The organism is Paenibacillus prosopidis (assembly GCF_003337375.1).
GTDB classification, from domain to species: domain Bacteria; phylum Bacillota; class Bacilli; order Paenibacillales; family Paenibacillaceae; genus Pristimantibacillus; species Pristimantibacillus prosopidis.
Genome location: NZ_QPJD01000002.1, coordinates 36268 through 60451, shown reverse-complemented (window position 1 = coordinate 60451; position 24184 = coordinate 36268). Strand labels below are relative to the sequence as shown.

Below are 24184 nucleotides of genomic sequence, written 5' to 3'. Positions count from 1 at the left end.
AACCACTTATAGTAGCCAGAATGTGACACGCCGGCAATGTGGCAAAGCAGGCGAATACAACAATGCTGTTCCTGGTGTACGGACTGAATCGCAAGATAGCGCCTTTCATGCCTAACCCGGCTTAATATCCTCTCCTTTCGAGTTCCTGTAACTTTTTTAGGAAAGCATTCTCCGCTCTAAGCCGCTCAATTTCATACTCCCCTCGACCATCTTATAGAGCATCTTGACCGCCAGCTTTATACTTCTTAACCACTGGTAAACTTGTTGGTATGAAACTTGATACTTCTCCGATGTAGCTTGATAATTACGATTTTGGGATAAGCAATATAAGACAATATCAATCCGTTCTTTCCAATCTGTAGACCGTCCTTTTGTCATAGCCCTTGTTCCTCCAGATTCACGAGACTTTAAGCTGCTATGACCATTATAATTGGTAATCCGTTTTGGAGTTGTGTTCGGCTGGCGATCTTATATTTATCGATAATTTCGTACTGTGAGCCATTCCCTGAGAGGTAATCCATGACAGCTTGTAATTTAAGCTCTTCTGGATAGCTTTTATGGAATTTTCGGGGCTCTAAACCCTCTGAGCCATCCAATTGATATTGATGTCTCCATTTGACCAGTGTCGTTTTGCTAATGCCATATTTCTGTGCAACATCTATAAGTCGACTACGACCCGTTTCAAGCTCCTGTAAGATAGCGAATTTCTCTAGTGCACTATATTGATTGCTTTTAGCCATGAAAAAGCTCCCCTTACGATAGCAGGTTTTATTATTTAACCTGTCTACCGTAAGGGGAGCATATCATTCTATTATAGACAGCCCCTTTCGTCATAAGTGTCAGCCGTTTCCCGGATCGTATATATTTTCGAAAAAGGAAGGCTTCTTAGGGTCTGATGTAACCTCCAGCTGATCGGAGCGGATTTTCATACTCTCGAAATGTGTATCAAAACGGGATTCAACATCTTGTATACTTCTTGATTTCCTATAATATAGGCATCATTACCGAATCATCTGGGCCACAGCCGGCAGATACGTTCCCCAATCACCAATTCACGGGCTTTCCACGGGCATACCCTTCATACTCAATCGTTACTTCCGTAATGTCCGCCGGGTCGTACACGACTTGAACCGTTCGCCCAATGAAGAGGACCACTTCGTATTTCTTGCCATGGAAGCTGAAACAACCGGCCTTGTCCACTTCCGATCCTCGCAGTGGAGGAACGCTTTTGCCAGCAGCTCCGGTTCTGCAAATCGCTTAGGTTTTCTCCCCATAAACAGGTACGTCATGCTTTTTGGACGACACCTCCGCCAAATAAGCCTTTCGATCCACCTGCCGTTTAACAGCGGTGCAATCATACCGTAACGAAACAACGCAATTTTCTCTCTGATTCCTTCATCCATCGGTTATATCGCCTCCTTGTGATCAGTAGGCTAAGCCGGCTAACCGTTATGAATAATCATAACCTATCGAATGGGACGGGGACGAGGAAATAAGGATGTGGAAACGTTATTCGGTTTTCGCTACCATGGTAAAATGGTGCTGCCATAAAGCTATTAACGCGATGATGCCACCACCCTTTGATGTAGGTTGCTTTCCCAAAAGCTTGGATCATCTGCAGCATCTTTATGGCCTTTTCTTTTGGCTCCCTTGGCAAAAGTGCTCGTTCGCCCGCGCTCGTTCGCCCGCTTCCCAAAAGAACAGTTCTATTTCCGTTGCTTACCGTACGCCCGTTTCTCATAAACCCTCGCAATTGGCGGAAGAAACATCGGCAGAATAAAAAAATCGTCTTCCCGCAGTCGGGACACAACAAGCGGCAAATCGGGATTCGCACGATCATGTCGTCTTCAATCGCATTTCGCTCATAGAAACCATGGCGCAGTAAACCGTTTTTCGCCCGGCAATTCGGACAATAGTCTAAGTTTGGGAACAAATTCTTCTTCCCAAGGCTGCGTAACAAATTTATTTGAAAATCATGGTAGTAGATCACCCGTAACCCCTTCGCTATAATTTGCTAAAAGTTTAAGCGGTATCAAAATATCGGCAATCCGTTCCTATGTACAAATAAGCACCTGTTTCTGCGAAAACAAAGTGCTTATTCACAACAAACGGACAGTAGCGGTTCGGATTTGACCATCAACTATATTGGCCGCCGACTTGAGTTAACTGTTCCCCAAAAACGAATCCATCTCTTCTTTGGTTTTTAAATCTAAGGAATTAATCCTCTGAATCAAATATTCCTTGGCAAACTGATACAGTTGAATATCTAGCGAATTGCTTCTTTCAATAAATTCGATTAAATCTCTGGAAATTTGATCTCGTTTTTGACGTTTAGGATTATTGTTGAGTTTGGTGGTGTGGAAATACGTCATGGATCGTTCCGAAATTTGATGAAGGCTGGTGATTTTATCCCATCCTAACTCTTTTTTCATTAGAAAAACTGATTCATTAAATAATTCCGTGATTCCAACCACTTTAAAGTCATTGGTGATACGTTCTGTTGCAAGTTTGAAGTCTAGAATACCACCGGTTATAAACAATGTTTGTAGATTGGGTTCATAAAATGCATTTTTTGTCTCTACAAATTCTTTTAGGTCCTTGTTTCTAACAGCAGGGTGGTCGGGAAACCTACGCTGTATATCATAATAAAGTGAAATAATGCGATCCACAGGTTCACGAAGCAACGTAATGTAGTGTAAAGGCCGCGGAAAATCACTCTTAATGAACATTTTATTAATGGAACCAGCTTTATAAAGCCCAAAGCCAAAATGACCACTGATATATTTGGTACTTTCGTTCATCGCTTTTTCAATGATTTCTTCTGGACTGTTTAACCCCACCACATCCGATTCATATTGCTGAACCAGAAAATTAACCCTCAAAGTAGTCCCGCCCGTCTTCATTATGTGTACAAAAACAACTAATTCATTTGGATTTAGCATATTCATATTCCTCCCACAATAATTAAATGTTTTCCCGTATACTCAGTATTTTTGAAATGGTACGCCGATTTTATAATTTAGACTAACGACGACATGATTAAGATTATGGTCAACTTCCTCCTAGATTAAGAGAATGATAGAAAAATAACTTACAACCAAGTTATTTGCTGAAACAAGAAACAATTTTTAACAATATTCAGTATTTACATGAGTTATGCACTTCAAGATAAAACTTGGAAACTGCTCTTGTAAATGGAGGGCATAACCGGTTGGTTCCAGCATCGTTCCGATGTTGTTATAGAGAGCGCTCATAAATCCCCCCTATGTCGGCAATATGGACTAATAAAATATACATATGTATTGGGGAAGATAAGGAAACGGCGGCTGCCTTCTACATATGAAGATGGCCGATCTCACTACATATTTCCTGGAGAAAAGATGTTGTAGGAATGACGATCTTCTGCAAGCTGAATTCGAATATAGCCGCCATTCCGGCTATGACCAGAACGAGTAGCAACGGAAAGGCGAGGGGGCAGGAAATGGAAAGCCACAATCAACATAAGCCTGTATTTCGATTAACCTAAGAGGTTTTTCCAATGTCTATTCTAAGGGGTGCACTTCACACATTAATGGGTATTATTATTTTTGCATAATAGCATTATATTTCAACATAGGACCAATCAAATGGAAGGTATGGACCATACGCTAAGGGTGGCATGCTTCTTCAGGAGTTAATTCCTTAAATCCGTAACCAGCAACTAAATCATTGCGAAGGAAAAAGGCGATTCGAAGTCTGTTTGTAATCGCCCCTTCGTGATCAGGTAGGAGTTCTTCCACAGTTTCCCCCAGATCAGCCAAGTGATAGTGCATCATCTTTGCAGCCTCGGGATTATCTTTGGCATATTGCGGTGGTTTCGGCAGCTTGCCTCGTAATTTGGGATGCCGCTTAAGCACGGTTCTACGCAAGCGGTTTGTCCTGCAGTACCTTAAGCGGTTTCTTCTTTTGTGCATCCGCAACGGTATGTGCAGCATCCACCGAAATCGTCTTGGATTTAATCAAGCCTTTATCGACGCACTGGCGCACAATGTGCAAGAGCAACTCATCAACCCTACTGGTACCTAATCGGTAGTTCCGAAACCGGGAGAGTTGACTAGGATCAGGTAGTGGATCTTCTGGGTTTACACCAATGAATCAACGATAAGTTAAGTTTACTTATGTCTCACCAATTACACGTTCATCGGAGAGGTTGTAAAGAATCTGAAGAAAGAGAAGGCAAAAGAGCATCTCTGGTTCATTGGCGGGACGCCCATAATAGCGGCAATACGAATCTTGAATAAGTTCGTAAACAAAGTTTATAAGTGAATAGTCGAAATAATGGCCTGTCGTTGCCGACAGGCCAAATATCTGGGTGTGCTCTCAAAATATATCGGAAGTGCTTCCTGCAGTAGATTTGGTTGCAGTTACCAGTGTCATTAAAGAAGCGTTGGCTAATGGGGCGCTGGAGGCGATGGCATTTGGAAAATGCATTGTCGCCTATAACTCCGGCGGTTTACAAGAAATCATTATCGATAGGGAAACCGGCGTATTGATAAACAAAGAGGATACTAAATCGCTTGCCAAGGTGATCGATCAGCTGGCAAACGATCCGGCGAAACTGAAAAGTATGGGGAAGAAGGCTCGAGCGCGAGCGGTACAACAATATCGTTACGATTTATTCAAGAAAAAGATAAAAAATTTGATCAATATCGAAGGGAGTTGAATTGCTTCATGCCGTTATTGGTATCTGATTGTATTGATCGCGGCTTGTATCTGGTGGATGTTGGGAATAAACAAGATACCGTTTCCGTGTCATGAAGTATATTGTATATGAGCGTTAATTAAGCAAATATCGCCGCCCTATTATTTTACCGGATGAATGAAAACTTTTTTTATTATGCTAGGTTTACCCATACCTAAGATTTATGACTGCATATAATGGAAGCAGCGAAATCATCATATTTCAATCGAGGTGATCCGACTTGCAAAAAGGTGTTACCGTCTGGTTTACCGGTCTGTCCGGCGCCGGGAAAACGACAATCAGCCGTTTGGTAGAGACAAAACTAATCGAATCAGGAATACGGGTAGAGGCGTTTGATGGCGATGTTGTCCGTAGGAATCTTACGGCAGATTTGGGTTTTTCAAAAGAAGATCGGCAAAAAAACATTGAAAGAGTTGCATTTGTAGCTAAACTGCTTACCCGTAACGATGTTATTGTATTGGCATCCTTTATATCTCCGTATCGGCAAATGCGAGATTACTGTCGTCAGGAGATCGGTTCATTTATTGAAGTGTTTGTAAAGTGTTCCTTGGCGGAATGCATACGCAGGGACGTGAAGGGGTTATATAAGAAAGCTTTGAATGGAGAAATCCCCGGTTTTACCGGCATTTCCGATCCCTTCGAAGAGCCCGACAACCCGGATATCGCCCTGGATACTGAGATCGAAGAACCAGTTGAAAGTGCAGCCAAAATTATTGAATATTTAAAGCAGCACCGGTATATTACGTTGGAACGACCATGACGGCTCTCCATCGGTACTGCAGCGTACCTGGCTTATGCTACAGGAGCGAATAATACCGCTAATGCAATAGGCCCTCTCGTCGGTGCGGGAATACTGACCGTCTCGCTTGCTATTATCAGAAAAGTTGTCAGGCATACGCAGCCCGATATTGTTTCAACCTCACGGATATTGTTTATCAATGCCACGTTGATGCTGTTCTGTCCCTGCTTGGCATTCCGTCAGCAACTGTACATCTGTCCGTTGCCGGCATCTGGGGCATGGATGCTGCACGCAATGGAGTTTTGCCAACTTTAGGGGCCAAAATTGTAGTGAAAATGCTGCTTCTTTGGATTTTAGCGCCTGTTTGCGCTTTCGGTTGCTCCTATCTGATATACAACGCGTGGGGTGTTCATTTTTGATGAAAAGCGTTCATCGAGGTGTATGTTATCCAGTAAAACTCGAAGGGAGTTGAACGGCATCATGCCAATATTTATTTCTGGTTGATAGATGTAAAAAATAAGCAGGTAAAAGCGGCTTGGCGGCAGCGTTTTTCGACCGATTTGGCGTCGATTGGTACAGCCCATCAAGAATTTGATCTCTCCGTCTTTTACCCTGACTTTTCCTATTCCAAACAAAATGCACGACTTAAGAGGTTGTCTTTCCCAATATTGCCAAAAATTGGACTTAATTATTTTTTCGTTTGCTCTCTGTGCCGCATACTTTAATATGAGCTCATCGAATGGTGGAATTTATTATGAGCAGATCGACACAGAACTTTTTTTAAAATTTTCAGCAACGGTGCATTCGTTTGAGAACGGCCTTTTTTCACACAGCAAGTATGCTCAAGGACTAACTGATGATGCTATCGAATATGCAGAACAAATGAAAGCTGATCTTGATTTAATGATTAAGGAACTTAAAAAGGAGAAAAGTAAATGAACACAACTGACCTATTATTATCTCTCGATCCAACCCTCAAGCTCCATAGTGAGTCTGAATGGGTAGGTGTAGAGGAAGCAAAACTGTATTCCGCATTCAATTCTGGTGGTATTGAGTGTGAAACAGGTGAGTTTCTCTATGGGTTTGTCCGGCTTTTAAAGCCTGAATGGGTACTTGAGACAGGCACCCACTATGCAACAGGTGCCTCCTATATGGGCATGGCACTCAAAGACAATGGTAAGGGTAAACTTGATACCATTGAATTTTTGAGACCTATTCATGAACATGCAGTTGAGCGAATTCATCGAATGGGCTTACAAAATCAAGTGAATTTATATTGTAAAGATGTCAAAGATTTTGACCCAGGCGAGAAGAAATATAAGCTGATCTTGCTGGATACAGAGCCACAAACACGCTTTGCGGAGTTTATTAAATTCTACGACTACCTAGAAGAGGGTGGATTTATTTTTATCCATGACCTCCACAGGCATCTAGGACAAGAAGTGAAAGACGTTCCAGGCATTCCCAATCAACCCTATTGGCCTTGGGGGGAGATTCCAGGAGAAATAGTTAGTTTAGTTAAATACGAAGAAATAAGACCATTCCATTTTGCAACACCTCGTGGTCTAGCAGGGTTTTATAAAACGCATCCATCTGACTATAAGTGGATATAATGCTATGTATTGAGATTGCTAGTTCCGGGCAGAGGACCTGATGCTTATAGAAGACGATTGCTTTGTATTCAAGCCTGGTCAAATAGACAAGTGCTTTTCAGTGCTTGAGCAAGGTCATGTGGATGTAGTCGGAAGTAAACGGGTAATCATGCAGCAAGGAAATCCTTGACAGGGCAACAGAGCTATGGGGATTGAATTTTGAAGGACTAGGCGATTCATAACATATAACAAACCGATAAGGAGGTGCAGCAAAGTAAGGGTTCAGGGTTTATTAGTAAGGATGATAATTATATATTTGTCTCAATGAGTTTTTACTGGTAAATAATTTGAATTCATATAAGAGATAGGAGTGCGCGGTTTATGGAAAATTCGAACAAAAAATCATTAAATAGGGGGTCACGGGCAGCAATACTCCCATATTGTGGCGACCCTTTTTTGTTGAATTATTGGTTAAAGTTCTTCAATAAAGTATGGGGTAATGAAATCGACAGACTTTATATCTGCTTAAATTCCACTGTTGAAGATGATGTCATTCAGTATATAGTGGATCTTTGTAGCCGAAATTCTAAGATTAAACTAGAACATCATAAAAGACAAATGCAACAAGGTCAAGCTATAAATTTGGCTCTGGAGTTAGTAGAAGAAGACATGGTGATGTTAATCGAAGAAGACGCGATTATATTCAAACCGGGGGTAGTTGATTCTTATTTTAAAAAAATTGAAGAAGAAGGATATGAAGTAGTAGGCTCCCTACGTGGTTTTTGTTCGCAAGAAATAGTTGAGCAAGCCCGCAAGAAGTGGGGGTGTACCTTTCCCGGATTGTGGCCGAATTTCTTATTTACCTATACAAAACATCTTTTATCCACTGACCGTAATTTTGGTAGTAGGAGATGGAGCGCCGGTGAAAAGATAGAACCGTTAGACTACGTGTGCAAAACTGATCAGGCTAGTGATACCTTTGTTAATACTTCACTACAACTTTATGCAAAATTTCACGGCAAAATATTTTATGTTGATCAACATGTTGGTGATATCTTAGCGTATCAAGATCGCCAGCTTCCCATTGACGCCCCCTGGACACATATAAATGGGTTATCTGGAGGTATCACAAGTTTACTACAAGATCAAAACGGCCGCCCATTAACCCGGCGTAAGATAGACCCACCAAAACCGGCCACGAAAATACCAAAAAACTGGTCTAGAGAAGTAGAAAAGAAACGTTATGAAAATAAAGTGTATTGGTGGAAAACTTTTTACGAACATCGGGAAGCAGGTAAGTTAAATGATTTTGCGGATGCTTATAATTTAGCGATTAGGCAATTAATAAAACAATTTGATTTAAGCGAAGAGAATATTAAGAATGTAAAAGAAAGGTATTCTCAGATACGTGTATAATTGTCACACTCAACGAAACATTGTTGCCTGCATAACATTGTAAAAAGGGGTGTAACAAAAGAGGGTATTCGATCAATATAAAAATATTGAGGTGGAGAAATGTATTCACAACCAATTGTTTTTACCGACTTTCATCACAATGCACTACTGTATAGCCTTATTTTGTTGTTTGAAGGGCGTTTAGGCGGTACTATATTTACGCCTATTGGTACAGATTGGTATACCCATGGTTTTTGGAAAGTTTCCGACAGTCCGGAAATTATTAAACAGTATTTAAACTTTGATCGGGCAGTTCCCGACGGTTCATCAAAATTCAATGAAAATGCGGAGAGTACTAGCAACCCGGTTTATTTATGCCAGAATAAGAATATATTGGGGCACACCAACAAAGCTGTTACATTAGATGGTTTCTACCAATTGCCGGTTGATATTGTAATTGCTTCGATTCCGACACATATCGAACCATTTCTCCGTCTTTGCGAAAATCATCCCAATAAGCCAAAGTTGATCTACCAAATTGGAAACGCCTGGACTGCTGAAGCCGGACTTGCGCCAAACGTTATGGCAAGTGCTTTAATACACAACATCCCAAAAGACATCCATTTTATTTCGAATCATCAGGAATTTGACTTAAGCGTTTTTTACCCTGACTTATCTTATCCAGAGCAGAATATTTATTCCTTCATTCATTGTTTAAACACAATCGATGCCTTTGCCTCCGATTGGAAATTATTTCAGTCAGTAGAAAAGCTTATGCCTGATTGGAATTTTAAAAGTTATGGAGGCCTATGCCGTGACGGATGCGCGAGCGGTACCGACGAAGTAGCTAAACAAATGAGGGGGGCCCGCTTTATTTGGCATACCAAAAAAGGCGGGGACGGGTACGGTCATGTTCTCTATAATTCTGCAGCTGTGGCTCGTCCGATGATTGTTAAGATGGAATACTACCGAGACAAACTTGGAAGAGAGCTCATGATAGACGGGCAAACATGCCTTGCCATAGATGGATTAAGCCCTCAAGAGGTGGTAAACAAAATCCTCTACTATTCGGATAGCCAGCGCTATGCGACTTTATGCAAAAATGTATACGAAAACTTTAAGGCGAAGGTCGATTTCGATAAGGAAGCAGAAACTCTTCAAAAGTTTATAAAAGGATTGAATTAGTTATGAATTTCCAATCCCCTATTGTTTTTACCGACTTTCATCACGCTTCTCTTTTATATAGTTTGATTTTGTTATTTGAAAAGCGGCTTGGCGGCAGTGTTTTTCGACCAATTGGCGTCGATTGGTACAGACAAGGTTTTTGGAAGATACTAGACAATCCGGACAAAGTTAAACAGTACCTGATCATTGGCGATCCGGATCTAAATTCGGTTGTTGGTTACTACAGTATTGATGGATTAAAGACTACTAATAATCAGGTTTTTTTATTCCAAGATAATAGCGGCTTCCTTAATAAGGGCATTACCCTGGACGTTTTCTTTCAAATGCCTGTGGATATCGTTATTGCTTCTCTTCCCCAGCACATTGAACCATTTTCTCACCTTTGTGAGAGTCACCCTAATAAACCAAAGTTAATCTATCAAATTGGCAATGCTTGGCCGATTGAAGCCGGACTTACGCGAAATGTTATGGCAAGCGCGATCATAAAAGGCGTGCCGGAGCACATACATTTTATTTCTTACCATCAAGAATTTGATCTTTCTGTTTTTTACCCTGATTATTCGTACCCCAACCAAAACATTTATTCCTTTATAAATTGTTTCAACTTAGTCGAGAGCTATGCCACCGATTGGGAGTTATTTGAGACGGTAGAAAAGCTGATGCCCGCTTGGACTTTTAAGAGCACTGGCTTTTTGTGCCGTGACGGACGAGTGGATGGCCACGATAAATTAGCCGCGCAAATGAGAGAAGCCCGCTTTATTTGGCATACCAAGTATGGAGGGGATGGATATGGCCATGTTATCTATAACACAGCGGCGGTCGCCCGACCAATGATTGTAAAGATGGAATACTACCATGACAAGCTTGGAAAAGAGCTCATGATAGACGGCGAAACATGCCTTGCCATAGACGGATTAAACCCTCATGAGATAGTAAACAAAATCCTTTACTATTCGGATGAAAAGCGTTATACAACTTTATGTCAAAATGTATACACGAACTTTAAAGCGAAGGTGGATTTCGACAAGGAAGCAAATGCTCTTCAAAATTTTATACAAGGTTTGAAATGAAAGAAATAAATCCAAGAATCATAGAAGCTATTTGAGAATCCACACAAATAAACATCCAGAATAATTTAGTCCATTTTTTGGGTAATATTGGAAAACACAACCTCTAAAGTCATGCATTTTTGTATGAGTATTGCTGCTTAAAGAGAACAGATAGAAAGAAGGCAATGGGATCATGCGTATTTTATATGTGTCGGTGCATGATGTATTAGAGTATGATGAGTTGAAAATTTTTACTGAATTAGGATACGAATGTTTTTCTCATGGTTCATATTGCCGTCCGCATTTAGGAAGTGAAAACCGGCCGCCTATTCCTGAAATGTCCTATGACCCGCATTTCGCGAGTTTGGTTGACCAATCCCCCAAAGATGATCTGCATCCTGATTTGATCAAAGATAAAGACATAATAATCATTATGCATATACCCTCAATCGTTATTAATAACTGGGAGAAGATAAAGCATAAACGGGTGATATGGCGGTCCATCGGTCAATCAGTCGCTTGGGTTGAACAAGTCCTCCAGCCTTACCGTAATCAAGGTTTGGAAATCGTGCGGTATTCGCCTAGAGAAAGAATGATCCCCGGTTACATTGGAGAAGATGCGGTGATCCGGTTTTATAAAGATCCAGCAGAATATAATGGATGGGTTGGGGACAAGAGTCAAATCATGGCTTTGAATCGGTGGATGATACAAAGAGCGATAGATTGCAGTTACGATATATTCCATAAAACATGTAGCGGATATCCGGTTAAATTGTTTGGTCCAGGGAACGAGGGGTTGCCCGAAAGCGCAGGGGAAATAACCTATGAACAATTAAAGCAAGAGTTGCGGGAAAACCGCGTCTTTTTCTATACGGGCACTCAGGTCACGAGTTATACACTTGGATTTATTGAGGCATTTATGACCGGTATTCCCATTGTTTCCATAGGGGAAAAACTAGGTAATCATGAGTTTTATAAACAGCAGACATTTGAAATTCAGGAGATTATTGAAAACGGTAAGGAAGGATTCGTTTCCGATAATATGCTTGAGCTAAAGACTTATTTGCATAGTTTATTGACTAACTATGAACTTGCAAAAACAATCAGCAATAATGCCAGAAATAAAGCGATTCAATTGTTTGGAAAAGATAACATAAAACAACAATGGAGACAGTATCTAAGTAAAAGGAGTTAGTAAACATTGTGTTACCTTCAGGTATTTTTATATTGGAGCTGCTGACAAATGGAAATGATGACCTCGGGCAAACCGGTTATTTCAGTAATTTGGGGCGGGCATTCGGAATCATGAGTGTTTACAAAAACTTTAAAATGAAGGTGGATTCCGATAAGGATGAAAAATCTCTGCAACGAAAGGAGGATTTATCATAGTTGATGATTATGCTCTCCCTAATTGTGCCGCTGCTGTCACGGATTTTAGGGGGGGATTTGGGATAGATGAACCACTAATAAGAATTGACCCGGGGAGTCAATACCATAGTGTATATTGGAGGAAGATGAAATGAATAATGGAAAAAGCTTAGATGAAATTGGTATTAAATATCGCACCGACAAAAATTCCCGATGTCATAATTATCTTGCAACTTATGAATTTTTCTTTAACCCTTTTAAAGAAAAAGACATTGTTTTATTAGAAATCGGGGGATTCAGGGGTGCCTCATTAAAGATGTGGGAAGAGTTTTTTCCAAAAGCCAAAATTATTTGTATAGATATAGATCCTAACGTGAAGAATTTAGAAAATGATAGAATAAGTGTTGAGATTGGAGACATAAGTTCAAAACATTTACTAGACAGTTTTAAAATAAAATATCCGAAAATAAATATAATAATCGATGATGCCAGCCATCGATGGGATCATCAAAGAATTGCTTTTGAAGAACTGTTTCAGATCGTTTCACCCGGGGGATATTATATAGTAGAAGATTTACACACAAGTTATATGCCTTATTTCTCAGGGCAAGATCGTCAACCCTTTATTGAATATTTAAAAAACAGAATAGATTATAATAATCTTATAAGAGATTATGGTACTTTTCAGGAGGCTATTCTTAATTACGAGAACTCAACCAACCCGGAAATAATAAAAATAGAAAAACAAATCGACTTCATGACTTTTATAAGTAAAGCTTGTATTATCAAGAAAAGAAGTTAAGAAGAGAGGAGTCACGCGAGGAAAGACGTCATGGGGGAGCAGAGCGAGGGTAAAGCCGTCTCCTTGACGTGTTTCCTAGCGTAAACGTACATAAGTTTCGTATACCGAACCATAAGTCGATGAATAGCCGAAGCGATGTCCTGAACCGCTTGAGCAGGCGAAACATATTGCTGGGCCGATTGCTGGGCAGCCGTTCCTTTGGCCCGAGCCTCTTCGTAATGTTCAAAAACATGTCTCATAATGGCTTTCAGCCGATCGACGGACACTTCAGCCCACAAATGGTCGCTCTGATATCCGTAATAATATGACTGAGGGGCGTGACAGGGACCAAATTGCAAGGGATCGGATAGCTGTTATGTTCATCGAGAAAATCCATATGCCCTCCCCATGCAGTGTGCAATGATCCTAGAGATCGCCCATATATCCCACTATGTCGGCAATATGGACTAAAATACATATGTACAGGGGAAGAAAAGTACGGCGGCTGCCTTGCTTTCTACTTATTTCCCGCAACATATTTCCTGGAGAAAAGATGTTGCGGGAATGACGATCTTTAGCAAGCAGAATTCGAATATGGCCGCCATTCCGGCAATGACCAGATCGAGTAATAACGGAAAGAAGAGGCGGGAGGTAATGGAAAGTCACGATCAACATATGCCCTGTACTTCGGTAACCTAAGAGCTTTTTCCAACAATAGCATTATATTTCAACATAGGGGCCATCAAATGGAGGGTATGGACCATACGCTAACGGGTGGTATGCTTCTTCAGGAGTTAATTCCTCAAATCCGAAACCAGCCACTAAATCATTACGAAGGAAAAATGCGTTAACTCCCATTTTTTCTGTTCCTAATAATGTATAACCTAATAGTGTTCCAAGTTCATATTATGATGTTAAGCTAGCCTCGAAATATGAAGTTTCGTTCCAACTAAAATTAGGATCGTACATTATAACCTTTTTTATGGGAGGCCATATAGGTTGAAATTATCCACTAACGTGCAGCCTCCCTGTTTTTATAATTTTAGCGCAAAACCTTTTTTTCTAACATCGCCATCACCTGTCTATAAATTGGTCCTACTTATTTGACGTTTGATTGTTGGAAACCTTCCCAAATGGCTGGAAAGAATTGAACTTATATATTTCATGGATAATCATCTCCGAGGTGATATCCGTAAAACTTTCGAATAAAATGGAGCGATATTCCTCTGATTTAAGAATTCGAATTATGACATATAGCCGGCTTATTCCACGCTGAAGAGCATATAAATTGTGTAGCAGCTCCTGTTCATCAGGTTCCGTCCTAAAATGTTCTTATAGACTTGAACGGTGAACTCAAGGTTATCAGGTAAATAAAGAAGCTTGTTTATCGTAGTAACAATAGATTCTGGATTAGTTTCTGGTCTGTTTATCCTAGTAACAATAGTTTCATGTGTAATGGGTAAGTCTAACAATCCTATAATTTGTTTGGCGATACTTTCTATCGATAATCTATTTTTTTTATATCGAGTTTTGCTTTGAAAGCAATTTCTTCTCTCTTTTTATGTTTCTTAAATGCTTTACGCATGATTTACCTAACACTTTGTTTGGTTACCTTTGCCCATTTATGCCCTAAATATAGTCCGGGTCTGGTTTTTTGCAGCTTGTAATGAACCGGTTCTAATTCCTGTTCCGGTGCTATCAGAAAGGAATTACTGTCATTCATAAATTCTGTACATCCACCCCAGTTTATGGAAATAACCGGTTTGCCCATAGACATCATTTCCATCTGAGGCAATCCCCCGCCTAACGCCCTTTCTGTAGTAACATAGCAGGTGCAGCTCGAATATAACGATAAAAGAGTTTCGCGAGGTGTTTTTTTCGATAATGAAGTAGATATGGGGGTTGTTATTTTTGACTGGAATATAAGAAGAGAACACGTCGGCAACATTATCTTCACTATTCCAGTTAGGGACATAAATCTTTAGTATGAGACTGACATCTTCCGTATTTGAAAACTCTTCGCAATAGCTGGGAAGGAGTAAATCCAATCCTTTCCGGTAATCAAATGCTAAGGTATATAAAAATCTAAAGGACTTTACTTCCGAAGGAAAAGGATATGGCGGAAAAATGTTATCATACTGCGCACAATCGATGGCATGATTCAGAATTTTTACTTTTGAAGGCTGGACACCATATTTGGTAAACGTTTCATAGTTGAAATGTGTGGGCACCCATATCTCATCTATCGCATTGCATAAATCTGCCCAATGTTGAGGAATCCGGTCTGTTTCAAATACTGTATATCCAATATTTGTTATAAAATTGCCCTTTTTATTCTGTCAAAAAATTCGGGCTGTGCATGAATGACTAAAACCGGGGTATCGCCCAACGGGTCATTAGAATTTAGGGCATTGGAAATCAAGCGAAAATCATTTTCTCCAAGTTCTTGATCTGCAGGTCAATTCCGGTAAGTTGCAATGCTCTGATATAATTTCGAGATGCATTGCCATACCCCTCGATATCGCTTACGGGTCCTGCCCACAAAACACCTGAAGGAAGTACCATGTTTACTATCTCCTTTTACTCAGATAGTGTTCCCATTGTTGTATTATGTTTTCTTTTCCAAACAATTGAATCGCTTTATTTCTTGCATTTTCACTGATTGTTTTGACAAGTCCATGGTCTAACAATAAATTATGCAAATATGTTTTTAACTCTAGAATATCGTCGGAAACGAATCCTTCCTTGCCGTTTTCAATAATCTCTTGAATTTCAACCTGAATTTCGAAAGTCCATATTAGCGGGCGGTTGAAGCAGAGCCTATAGGACGATATTTCCAATTATGTAAGTGATTTCGGTGAGTTTGTCCTGCTTGTTGGATTTGAGCGTGTACAATCCCCCTCCCCACATAAAGGGGCAACGTCATTACCAAGTATTATTTTGGGTTATTTCGGTCAATCGAGTAATATGATTTTCCGCTCGATTCGGAGCCAAATGTATCGATTACTAAAATGTTCAGCCATTTTCAGTATGAATTGTCGCCCGTGACGAACAAGTACGCCTGCACACTCGAAGAATTCACGCCGGAACCGTTGAATGGTAAAAGGGCGATGAACCGGTTCACAGCAATCTTGTTTGAAACGTTCAAACAGATTGTAGGCGAACAGTTTAATGAGCAAATCCATTTCGTTGGCTGCGAAATCGTCCGTTGGAATGCGGTGGATGGAGAACCCGCGTTTGGCTTCCTTGATGTAGTTCTCCATGCAGCAACGTTGGTTGTAGAATCGCCATACATCAATGGCTTCCCAAGCTTCGCTGGTTACCATGGCCTCGTATTGCCAAAGCAAATCGAGAAATCCGTCTTGTTCAAACTGTAATTGATCCGTTTCAAATCGTTGCACTTTGCGAATAACGGCCACACGACGTGTTTTGTCCCAAGAGGTGGCCTTGTAGCACAAAACAATGCCTTCAATAATCCAGTCTTCATCGACAAAACGTTACCAGTGTTCGCAAGCTTGAACCTACTTTTGTAATCGCTCTGTCCATTTCATCTTGCCGACGTAACCAATCTTTCTGGATTCCCAGAAGCTATAGAATGCCTCGCCGCCAAAGCCTTTGTCAAAGCGAACATAGCTTACAGGACGAGAGGACAACAGCGACAAGGTTTTCTCAGCGAAGGCCAGTACGTCCGATGAACTGTGGACATTGCCAGGGCGCAATTCAGCGTTTAGCAGGAACCGTGATTGTCCTTCATAAACTAAGATGGGATGATAGCTTTTACGACCTGGTTTGTAGCTGTTGACACCTACAGCTGCGCCTTGTTGATTGCCATAGAGAGTCTCCACGGTGGAGTCGAAGTCGAGAATGACCGTTTGTGGTAAACAAGGAGAGACCATCTCCATGTTTAGTTTTTTTAAGTCAATGCTTAGCGTAGGGCGTTGCTTACCAAGACGCTCAAGTTCCTTGTAAAGCAAACTATGGTGTGGACAGCGGCCGCCAAGAAACCGCCGCATTAATGTATCTTTCTGAAGCCTCTGAAAGTGGAAGACGCGTTCACAGCCGAGCATCCAGCCAACGATGAAATAAAGCAGAATTCGGTAGGTTGGGAATACGGAATTCGGTGATTTAGCATAGCCTAGTGCATGAAAAGCTTTCGCCAATTTGATTTTTTCGAGGTACGCGAGCATGATTTTGCTGCCTGCAATATTTGTGGCATTTCTCATAGAAAATTCCGTTTTTATATTTGCGATTTTTGTGATAAACTTCACCTTAAAGGTGCTCCTCTCTTTGGGTGATGTGTTCTAGTCAAACACCATTCTACCAAAGAACAGGGCACTTTTTTACATTTTTATGAGACTTCACTTTCGAAATTCAGGTTTATAAGTAGAGCTTGTATTATAAAGAAAATAATTTAACAAATTATAGGTGGCTGTCTAGTTTTTGCAAAAACTAGATTCTCTTGCCTTTATGGAACACCTCCACAACGGATTCCGTGATCCGGACATCTACTTCTTGCTGAACCAGTGTGTAGGGCACGCTGTAGTGGATGTATTAAACGGTGATATGGTAATCAATGTTGACTCGAGAAGCCCGCCAGAATGCAAATTCATAAGGTTTCGGCGGAAGCGGCCGAAGGGTCGGCTTGTCCAATTGTTCGAATAAGGATTTTCGGGGGATGGTTGGCCCGGCATAATCAATGAAAAGCTTCTCACCAGCCTTGTGCTCTTGGCCTAATGAGAGCTGAAGCGACTTCTTCCACTGATTGAACCGCTCACAAAACTGGCTGTACTGATAGCCCTCCGGATACTGGCTCTTGTATTCTAACCAGAGGAGCTGCATGGTGACGCCTTTCTTCTTCGACTCTTGGAAGATGTGGTTCCAGTCGGGTTCTGTCCGTTTCTTCGGCCTGCCAGGTGCTTTAGGGAAAAGCATGGACTCCAGTTTTCGTTCGTCCAGATCAGCAGGCAACGGCCACGATAAACCAGCCGTCTCGGCGCGGACAAGAATGTTTCCGATCGTACCATGGGAAAGTGACAAACTACGGGCGATGGCTCTTTCACTTAACTCAGATTCGGCATGTACGTAGAATCTAGAACGCGTGGCAAGGCTATCCTCCTTCGTTTGGGCATTGTGTTTACTCCTTTCGTCTGTGTCCCGTAAGACATTCGCTCTGCGGAGTCATACACCTTTGCTTGAATTGGATAACCATTTTGAGAGGAGAACTGGAAGGAAAAAGTGGCTAAATATTTCCGGAATGAATAACCAATATTTTTCGGAATGACTGGCTAAATATTTTCGGAACAGGTGACCAATATTTTTCGGAATGGGTGGCTAAACATTTCCGGAATACGCAACTCTTGAATATCGTCGGAAACGATTCCTTCCTTGCCGTTTTCAATAATCTCCTGAATTTCAAATGTCTGCTGTTTATAAAACTCATGATTGCCTAGCTTTTCCCCAATGGAAACAATGGGAATACCGGTCATAAATGCCTCAATAAATCCAAGTGTATAACTCGTGACACCGGTATAGAAAAAGACGCGATTTTCTCGCAACTCTTGCTTTAATTGTTCATAGTCCAATTCCCCTGCGCTCTCGGGTAAACCCTCGTTCCCTCGGCCAAATAATTTAACTGGAAATCCGCTGCATGTTTTATGAAACAAATCGTAATTGCATTGCAATCTATCGCTCTTTCCCTCATCGACTGATTTAAAGCCATGATCTGATTCTTATTCCCAACCCATCCATGATATTCTGCGGGATCTTTGTAAAACCGGATCACCGCATCTTCTCCAATGTAACCGGGAATCATTCTTTCTATAGGCGAATACCACACGATTTCCAAGCCTTGATTTCGGTATGGCTGGAGGACTTGCTCGACCGAAGCGAACGATTGTCCGATGGACCGCCAAATCACCCGTTTGTGCTTTATCTTTTCCCAGTTATTAATAACGATCGAAGGTGCATGCATAATGATTATGATGTCCTTATCCTGGATCAAGTCAGGGTGTAGATTATCTTTACGGGCTTGGTCGACCAAATTTGCGAAATGCGGATCATAGGTCATTTCAGGAATAGGCGGGCGGAGTGGACTTCCTAAATGCGGACGGCAATATGCACCATGTGAAAAACATTTGTATCCTAATTAAGTAAACATTTTCAATTCATCATACTCTAATACCTCATGTACAGATACGTATAAAATACGCATTATCCCACTGCATTCTTTCTTATTATAAATAATTTCTTTTAAGCAATCAGAATATTCTATGCAAGTTTTTGAAGGTTGTGTTTCGAAACTTACTTATTAATTTAGGCTTTGTTATTATTTCAATTGCTCTATGTTCCGCATATAGTGGTACAAAAAGGGGAGAAATTGTTGGCTGTCTTGATGACGGCAAATTTATATATCGTTTTAAAAGGGAAAAATAGTTCAAATGGAGGTAAAATATTATGAGCATAATAGGAAGGGAACTTTTTTTTCAAATTTTTGGGAGCGGCGAAATCGAGGGGGAACTTCCTCTCTTTATGGGGTTCGATGCACAGCCACTAGTTGCATTCTCTCGGACTTTCCATCCTAAAACAGTAATTGAATTTGGGATTCAGCGTGGAGCAACAGCAAAATGTATCTTAGACAATAGTCCTTGGATCGAAAAATATATAGGAATAGATTTATTGCCTGGCACTCAAACTACTGTATCAATCCAGCAAGTGGAAGTACCTCAGATAGCCGGAGAATATGTTAAGGATGACCCTCGAATTGAACTTATTTTGAAACCTAACGGTACAAGGGATTTATCACCGGAAGATCTTCCTGCAGTAGATTTAATTTTAATCGATGGTGATCATTCTTATGAGGGAGTATTATTTGATACTCGTTTAGCCCGGCAAATAATACGAAAAGGAGGGATTATTTGTTGGCACGATTATGGGAATTCCCTCGTACCTGATGTGACGAAAATAATAGATGAGTTAAATTTGAAAGAGGGTAATAGTATTTGTCTAATCGAAAACGGCTTATTATGTTTTCAATTTTCCTAAATAGGTTGCTTATGAACTTGTGACGGTAGTGTCAAGATGTTTGTGTAATTATGTTTTTAGGGTTGTAGGATATCCATTGGGACAATGGATATGATTGGCTTTCGAGGTTCAGGGGGGATGGGGGATCCCCCTGGAAAATGCAGTAATATCCGTTGCGGCTGTTTGCCTCCTCCGGGTGCTCCACACCTAAGTAATTCTTGATCTCCTCCTTCAGCAGGGTTTCAATCTTTTCTTTCAAAAAACTTTGCATTGTATTTTCGAGTAGATCACTGAACGGGTTTTGTTGTATAGTTGTCATTGAGTAGGGTTCCTCCTTGGTGACTTCGACAATCCCAAGGGTACCCTACTTTTTTGTCATATGCTAGACTTAACCCGTCCTTACACAAACTATTTTACGCCATCCTTGTGACGCTTAAGTTTTTTCAAACTAGGCGTCCTTTTTCATTGTTAGCTATATTATTCCTACTCTTCATTAGTATAAGCCTTAGGTTCGATTAGCATATGCTGAAAGTTAGCAAAGAGATGTGGCATAGTTTTGTACCACCGAGCTTCTCGGACAGGATCATCAAAATGACGCTTAATACGCATAATCTTCCAGAGATTCGCACGTTGCCTTTTTGCAGTAGGCATTTTTCAATAGAACAGTAGCTGATTTTTACAACTAATGGTTGGATATCCTATAACCTAATGTCCAAACAGTACATACTCTAACTAAGATTAATCATAATGCAACACTTTTTGTTGAACAGAAATGGATTGATCTAGTGCAGCTTGGCTGAAATCTTCCTACAGTTATACTAGAAGCACTTTTCCGGCATAGGTCCATTTAAACGGCTTAGCCATTGTCTTGTTGAAATACTCAATAAAATTCAGGATCTGTTGTTTCAAATCATCAACGGACGTGAAGTTTCCCCGGAGTAGCAGACGCCGAACCAGGATGCTGAACCAGATTTCGACTTGATTGATCCAAGAACAATGCTTCGGCGTGTAGACAAACCAAATACGATGGGAAACGTCCGTCAGAAACGCTGCCCGGCTTTCCATGGAAGCCAAGACGCCGCTTTTTCCTTTTTCACCCAACGCTTCTTCATCCAATCCGCAGTACTTCACCACGACGCGGACCACTGCTTCGGATTTATGCGTGTTCAGTTGATCGGTTACGATAATCCACTCGCCTTCAGGATCCCGATCGAGCATCTGCTCCAAATGCGCGGCAAAATCGGCTTTCGTCCGGGTCGGACCGATGGTAGAGGCGATGACATGACCGGTTGCCACTTCGAAGTTGGCGATCAGACTTTGCGTCCCGTGGCAAATATATTCAAACTCCCGTCTCTCAACAAGTCCCGGTTTCATGGGTAAGGTGGGAAAGAGGCGCTCTAGCGCTTGAATGTCGGTCATTTCATCGGTACAGACCACATGAACGCCAAGGGCATGCAGGATCGGTGTATACCGGTACAGCCGACAGACGGTGCGAGTTTGTTCGGTAAAGGCTTCCGGGTCTTCGGGGCAAGCATTCAACCAGCCACGGCAGCGATGTGGCTTAAGATCCGCCTGATTTTTAAAACGCCCTACTTGCCGCTAGGAAATGGTGTTCACGATGCCGCGTTTCACTGCCTCATTCCGAACTTCGCGAGGTGTCCAGTGATTCACGGGCCGTTCCGATTCCTCGTTCGCTTCGCAGGCGATCGCCACAATATGTACGATCTGTTCGGGTGTAAAGGTAGCAGGCGCTCCTGGTCTTGGCGCATCCGCAAGCACCTCCAGTATGGCTTCTTCCAGCTTCTCCGGCTGCTCGGTTTCGATGAGGCAAAGCCGATCGTAGGCACTAACCCAGCGTTCGCGCCACACCCCGACTTGGGGACGTTCCAAAGGAATGCGGCGGCTGATCGTATTATTGCTAAGACCATCCATAGATTCCAGAATGACACGAGCCCGTTTAGCCGGTTGAGGCGTTCGATGACGTCGAACCAACTGTTCCAGCAGATGACGTTGCATTTCAGTGACAGCAATGACCGATTTATTGGGTCCAGTTATCACCATATACTCCTCCTTGGGCTAACCGAAGTAAAATTACGATCTTTTTTACCCGGCTTTACCAGTTTGGAAACAGTTGGATAATTTCAGCGTGGCTGCACTAGTCCCTTTCCCTAAAGCTTTCCTGTTGGAAGCATGGAGCCAAGCGTGCAGCTAATGGAATGCGGAAATGGGTACACTCTAGAAAAAAATCCCCGACGAATACAAAAATCCTGAAGAAAAGTTAAACGAAAAAATGATAAGCTGAGCTAAACTTTAAGCAAAAGGAGGCTGCTTGACTATGGCAGTGGCGGTGAAACCTAAACAGAATAAGAAAGTGAAACTTAGAAAGCGCGGTATAAATGCTAGGAAACTAGCCGTAAGCACTTCGGGGAAGCGCAAGGGACAGATCGTGCTTTCTAAAAGAGGTGATGCTATGATGCGAAAATATCTGTATCTGGCTATGCTCCAGCTCGCCCATGCCAGCAGAAGTGGAACTCGAACCAAGAAGGAACGAAAGCAAAAAAAAAGTAAACATCGTGAAATAGTACGCAGCAAGCCACGTCTACGAAGGACAGAGGAACAATTAGGAGATCAACCCCAACAGGTAATAACAGAGGAAGAAATAGGAGATCAATCCCAACAGGTAATAACAGAGGAAGAAATAGGAGATCAATCCCAACAGGTAATAACAGAGGAAGAAATAGGAGATCAATCCCAACAGATATTAACAGAGGAAGAATTAGAAAATCAACTACAACAGGCATTACCAGAGGCAGAATTAGGAGACCAACCCGTGGAACAGTATGTGGGAAAAAGGGGGGTTAACCTGATTGCATATATCCGTTCTGAAATTGGTTTAGGGGAGTCAGGGCAACTGGCAGCCAGGTGTTTGGATCACACCGGCATACCGTTTAGCATATTAAATTATCCCCTGTCGGTCGTTCGATCAAGAGACATCACATGGTCACATAAAGAATCTCAAGATGTTCGATTTATGGTAAATCTGTTCCACATGAATGCAGAGTGGATGGATATAGCCATGGATTATTATGGAAATGGATTGGCAAAAAAACGTTATAATATCGGTTACTGGCACTGGGAGCTCCCAGAATTTCCAGAAATATTCTGTGAAGCATTTCAATTTGTTCAAGAAGTATGGGCTCCTACCATGTTTGTAGCCGACAGTATATCCCGAAAATCTAAAGTACCTGTAGTACGTATCCCACACGGTATCGAAGTCTCTCAAGATCCACTAATCAACAGGGATACATTCGGTTTACCGCATGATAAATTTCTGTTTTATACGATGTACGACACCTCGAGCTTTAGGGAACGGAAAAATCCTGAGGGTGCGATCCTTGCTTTTCGAAAGGCCTTTGCTCCAGATGACACCAGTGTTGGTCTGGTGATCAAAGTAAATAATTCCGCTCTTCGCCCTAAAGATATACAGGTTCTCGGAGATCTTAGTTCCGGTTATGGAAATATTCATATTATCGATGCAGTGCTTCCTAGAAACCAAGTGAATGGCCTCATTGCATGCACAGATTGCTTCATTTCATTACACCGTTCCGAAGGTTTCGGACTTGGGCTTGCCGAAGCGATGTATTTAGGTAAGCCTGTGATTGGAACAAACTGGTCAGGTAATACAGATTTTATGAACAATACTAATTCTTGTCCTGTAAATTATCGTTTAGTACAGGTCGGCGAGAACTACGGACCGTATGAGGCATATCAAACTTGGGCTGAGCCGGATCTTGATCATGCGGCCGATTATATGATGGACCTGGTAGCAGTGCCTGATTGGCGTGATACTATCGCAAGAGCCGGTCAGAATACAATCCGCTCTCAATTTAGCCCTACTATAGTAGGCGAAATGATAAAAAACAGATTGACCCGATTGGGTTTCTTACAAAAAGAAGCGATAGACTGAACATAATCATGCAAAATCATCCTAAATATTTGTAAAATTATGCCCAGTCGCTTAGGTACTGGATTGGTTTTTTTAAAGAAGATATTTAGTAGTAATAACTACAGTCAAAGCCCGTTCTCACACCTTCTCAACGTTAGCCCGCCCGCAACTCCGCAAATTTCATAGAATAAACAAGGCAATTATCCGTAGCAAGGAACAGGAGTTGAGATCTATGAAGGCAAGGGGATCGCAATATGAAGGTGCGGACTGAGCAGTCAGCAATCCGCCACACTCAAGAACGGAGGACTGCTGATGAGAAGACTTAACCGGTTGGGTGCCCGATCGAAAACGGATTTGAATAGGGTAAG

Annotated in this window: 23 protein-coding genes and 5 pseudogenes; 13 read left to right on the top strand and 15 right to left on the bottom strand. The window is 41.6% G+C overall.

The window, feature by feature from the left end:
- Positions 1-156 precede the first annotated feature (156 nt).
- The 4 genes and pseudogenes from DFP97_RS02480 to DFP97_RS32195 all read right to left on the bottom strand — a co-directional run.
- Positions 157-378 (bottom strand): helix-turn-helix domain-containing protein, encoded by a 222-nt coding sequence (locus DFP97_RS02480; protein ID WP_114378397.1) that lies wholly within the window; start codon positions 376-378, stop codon positions 157-159.
- 29 nt (positions 379-407) lie between these two features.
- Entirely contained in the window at positions 408-740 is a 333-nt protein-coding gene (locus DFP97_RS02475; RefSeq protein ID WP_114378396.1) for a helix-turn-helix domain-containing protein, read from the bottom strand.
- Between the two features lie 293 nt (positions 741-1033).
- Positions 1034-1268: pseudogene (locus DFP97_RS32200) on the bottom strand (Mu transposase C-terminal domain-containing protein); the annotation flags it as partial.
- Positions 1264-1403 (bottom strand): annotated as a pseudogene (locus DFP97_RS32195) (IS481 family transposase); the annotation flags it as partial. The pseudogenes DFP97_RS32195 and DFP97_RS32200, both read right to left, overlap by 5 nt.
- A gap of 95 nt (positions 1404-1498) precedes the next feature.
- On the opposite strand from DFP97_RS32195, the gene DFP97_RS30390 reads away from it, so the two are divergent.
- Positions 1499-1780: a hypothetical protein gene (locus DFP97_RS30390; RefSeq protein WP_147275012.1), complete on the top strand. Its 282-nt coding sequence runs from the start codon at positions 1499-1501 to the stop codon at positions 1778-1780.
- 382 nt (positions 1781-2162) lie between these two features.
- Here the strand turns inward: DFP97_RS30390 and DFP97_RS02455 are convergent, their stop codons facing one another.
- On the bottom strand, positions 2163-2942 hold the full coding sequence (locus DFP97_RS02455; RefSeq protein WP_181873329.1) for a sulfotransferase family 2 domain-containing protein: 780 nt from the start codon (positions 2940-2942) through the stop codon (positions 2163-2165).
- A gap of 780 nt (positions 2943-3722) precedes the next feature.
- A pseudogene (locus tag DFP97_RS31345) lies at positions 3723-4293 on the bottom strand (transposase); the annotation flags it as partial.
- Between the two features lie 58 nt (positions 4294-4351).
- Between DFP97_RS31345 and DFP97_RS02440 the strand changes: the two are divergent.
- From DFP97_RS02440 to DFP97_RS02390, 10 genes are all read left to right on the top strand, one after another.
- Positions 4352-4702 carry a glycosyltransferase family 4 protein gene (locus DFP97_RS02440; protein WP_281270928.1) on the top strand — a complete coding sequence of 117 codons (351 nt, stop codon included), beginning with the start codon at positions 4352-4354 and terminating at the stop codon, positions 4700-4702.
- A 259-nt stretch (positions 4703-4961) separates the two neighbouring features.
- A complete protein-coding gene (gene cysC / locus DFP97_RS02435) occupies positions 4962-5501 on the top strand; it encodes an adenylyl-sulfate kinase (protein ID WP_114378391.1) in 540 nt (179 codons plus the stop codon).
- A gap of 914 nt (positions 5502-6415) precedes the next feature.
- Entirely contained in the window at positions 6416-7093 is a 678-nt protein-coding gene (locus DFP97_RS02425; RefSeq protein ID WP_114378389.1) for an O-methyltransferase, read from the top strand.
- 360 nt (positions 7094-7453) lie between these two features.
- Entirely contained in the window at positions 7454-8488 is a 1035-nt protein-coding gene (locus DFP97_RS02420; RefSeq protein WP_114378388.1) for a hypothetical protein, read from the top strand.
- A 99-nt stretch (positions 8489-8587) separates the two neighbouring features.
- The gene (locus tag DFP97_RS02415; protein ID WP_114378387.1) at positions 8588-9652 is read left to right on the top strand and encodes a glycosyltransferase; all 1065 of its coding nucleotides are present in this window, start codon (positions 8588-8590) and stop codon (positions 9650-9652) included.
- Between the two features lie 2 nt (positions 9653-9654).
- Positions 9655-10722, top strand: a complete 1068-nt coding sequence (locus DFP97_RS02410) for a hypothetical protein (protein ID WP_114378386.1) — start codon at positions 9655-9657, stop codon at positions 10720-10722.
- Positions 10723-10894: 172 nt separating this feature from the next.
- Positions 10895-11896 carry a glycosyltransferase family protein gene (locus DFP97_RS02405; protein ID WP_114378385.1) on the top strand — a complete coding sequence of 334 codons (1002 nt, stop codon included), beginning with the start codon at positions 10895-10897 and terminating at the stop codon, positions 11894-11896.
- A gap of 8 nt (positions 11897-11904) precedes the next feature.
- Entirely contained in the window at positions 11905-12090 is a 186-nt protein-coding gene (locus DFP97_RS02400) for a hypothetical protein (protein WP_114378384.1), read from the top strand.
- Positions 12060-12224, top strand: coding sequence for a TylF/MycF/NovP-related O-methyltransferase (locus DFP97_RS02395; protein ID WP_114378834.1), 165 nt, complete (start codon positions 12060-12062; stop codon positions 12222-12224). Before DFP97_RS02400 ends, DFP97_RS02395 begins: the two co-directional genes overlap by 31 nt.
- Complete coding sequence (locus tag DFP97_RS02390; protein ID WP_114378383.1) at positions 12221-12871, top strand: class I SAM-dependent methyltransferase; 651 nt, start codon at positions 12221-12223, stop codon at positions 12869-12871. The genes DFP97_RS02395 and DFP97_RS02390 overlap by 4 nt, the downstream gene beginning before the upstream one ends.
- A 1567-nt stretch (positions 12872-14438) precedes the next feature.
- Here the strand turns inward: DFP97_RS02390 and DFP97_RS32190 are convergent.
- The 6 genes and pseudogenes from DFP97_RS32190 to DFP97_RS02355 form a co-directional block, all read right to left on the bottom strand.
- Positions 14439-14798, bottom strand: coding sequence for a glycosyltransferase (locus DFP97_RS32190; RefSeq protein ID WP_181873326.1), 360 nt, complete (start codon positions 14796-14798; stop codon positions 14439-14441).
- A gap of 1006 nt (positions 14799-15804) precedes the next feature.
- Positions 15805-17118: pseudogene (locus DFP97_RS02370) on the bottom strand (IS1380 family transposase).
- Positions 17119-17299: 181 nt separating this feature from the next.
- Entirely contained in the window at positions 17300-17386 is an 87-nt protein-coding gene (locus DFP97_RS32185; protein ID WP_425453492.1) for a hypothetical protein, read from the bottom strand.
- 15 nt (positions 17387-17401) lie between these two features.
- Positions 17402-17887: a transposase gene (locus DFP97_RS02365; protein ID WP_114378379.1), complete on the bottom strand. Its 486-nt coding sequence runs from the start codon at positions 17885-17887 to the stop codon at positions 17402-17404.
- A gap of 248 nt (positions 17888-18135) precedes the next feature.
- Entirely contained in the window at positions 18136-18432 is a 297-nt protein-coding gene (locus DFP97_RS02360) for a hypothetical protein (RefSeq protein WP_114378378.1), read from the bottom strand.
- Positions 18414-18821, bottom strand: coding sequence for a hypothetical protein (locus DFP97_RS02355; RefSeq protein ID WP_147275011.1), 408 nt, complete (start codon positions 18819-18821; stop codon positions 18414-18416). The genes DFP97_RS02360 and DFP97_RS02355 overlap by 19 nt, the downstream gene beginning before the upstream one ends.
- Positions 18822-19303: 482 nt before the next feature.
- Here DFP97_RS02355 and DFP97_RS02350 point away from each other — a divergent pair, with 482 nt between their 5' ends.
- A complete protein-coding gene (locus DFP97_RS02350) occupies positions 19304-19891 on the top strand; it encodes a class I SAM-dependent methyltransferase (RefSeq protein WP_114378376.1) in 588 nt (195 codons plus the stop codon).
- A gap of 142 nt (positions 19892-20033) precedes the next feature.
- Here DFP97_RS02350 and DFP97_RS32180 read toward each other — a convergent pair.
- From DFP97_RS32180 to DFP97_RS02335, 3 genes and pseudogenes are all read right to left on the bottom strand, one after another.
- Positions 20034-20189, bottom strand: a pseudogene (locus DFP97_RS32180) (IS256 family transposase); the annotation flags it as partial.
- Between the two features lie 494 nt (positions 20190-20683).
- Positions 20684-21307, bottom strand: coding sequence for a transposase (locus tag DFP97_RS02340; RefSeq protein WP_220271123.1), 624 nt, complete (start codon positions 21305-21307; stop codon positions 20684-20686).
- Positions 21308-21469: 162 nt separating this feature from the next.
- Positions 21470-21931, bottom strand: coding sequence for a helix-turn-helix domain-containing protein (locus tag DFP97_RS02335; protein ID WP_245975863.1), 462 nt, complete (start codon positions 21929-21931; stop codon positions 21470-21472).
- A gap of 274 nt (positions 21932-22205) precedes the next feature.
- On the opposite strand from DFP97_RS02335, the gene DFP97_RS32060 reads away from it, so the two are divergent.
- Complete coding sequence (locus DFP97_RS32060; RefSeq protein ID WP_425453486.1) at positions 22206-23837, top strand: glycosyltransferase; 1632 nt, start codon at positions 22206-22208, stop codon at positions 23835-23837.
- Positions 23838-24184: the final 347 nt, after the last annotated feature.